This is a genomic window from Haloferax sp. Atlit-12N (assembly GCF_003383095.1).
Classification (GTDB): domain Archaea; phylum Halobacteriota; class Halobacteria; order Halobacteriales; family Haloferacaceae; genus Haloferax.
In genome coordinates this window covers 1-469 of record NZ_PSYW01000085.1, presented here as the reverse complement: position 1 = coordinate 469, position 469 = coordinate 1, and the positions used below count along the sequence as shown (strand labels likewise).

The 469-nt window shown below is 53.5% G+C and carries 1 protein-coding gene; it reads left to right on the top strand.

Features of this window, described 5'->3' with window-relative positions:
* Window positions 1–124 precede the first annotated feature (124 nt).
* On the top strand, window positions 125–268 hold the full coding sequence (locus C5B90_RS21000) for a hypothetical protein (protein WP_006655018.1): 144 nt from the start codon (window positions 125–127) through the stop codon (window positions 266–268).
* Window positions 269–469 lie beyond the last annotated feature (201 nt).

Sequence of the window (469 nt, the reverse complement as noted above, 5' to 3'; positions counted from 1 at the left end):
TTTTGGAGATACCGGCGGTGGGCCGGTGACAAAATCCCTCTTGCCATTTCGTCAAGACTCATGCTTTACCAATCACATCTTCATGTCCGTAATGCTTTATACGTTGTGCCCTAAAGCGGGATATATGTCTGCCACGGACACGCGGATTCCGGTGTCGAAGGATGTGCGGCGCGACCTCCGGGTTCTCAAGGCGCGGGAAGGCCGACGGTCATACGATGAGACAATTGCGGTGGTGCTTGACGCATATCTCTCTGAGAAGGTGGATTAATAAACTATAGTCGTGACTAGCGAACTAGTTGAATCAAACGACGCCGGGAGCACACGAGTCTGCCAGGACTTCGCTCCTATCGGCGTCGAAGGATGCTTACGCGGACACGGCGGGCGGGTGGCCCGTTGTCCTAACTCAACCAATGTGGTTGGGGCTTATGGGATTATCGGATTTTCACCCGGCGTTAGTGTTCGCACAAAA